1 pseudogene is annotated in these 252 nt (G+C 39.7%); it reads left to right on the forward strand.

From position 1 onward, the window contains the following. Nucleotides 1–252, forward strand: a pseudogene (locus ACG9ZB_RS17635) (hypothetical protein); the annotation flags it as partial.

Raw genomic sequence — 252 nt, forward strand, 5'->3', positions numbered from 1 at the left:
TACCTGTCGACGAATGAACGTTTACCTACTTTATTCTTTCCTGTGTCTCCACCACCTTACATGAATGGTGAAGCAAAAGATTTTTTATCATGGGTTATTCAGTGTAATCACCCTGAGTTTTCTCCAGATGTGGTTTGTGATTGGCTTGAAGCGCGTTTGCCGAATCCTGTAGATGATGAGTCGCAGTGGAAAATTAAGACGGATTTGAGTGAAATAGAGAAGTTAGATGATAAAGCATTGGATCAGTTGATT

The organism is Acinetobacter johnsonii, from assembly GCF_048551975.1.
GTDB lineage: Bacteria > Pseudomonadota > Gammaproteobacteria > Pseudomonadales > Moraxellaceae > Acinetobacter > Acinetobacter johnsonii_A.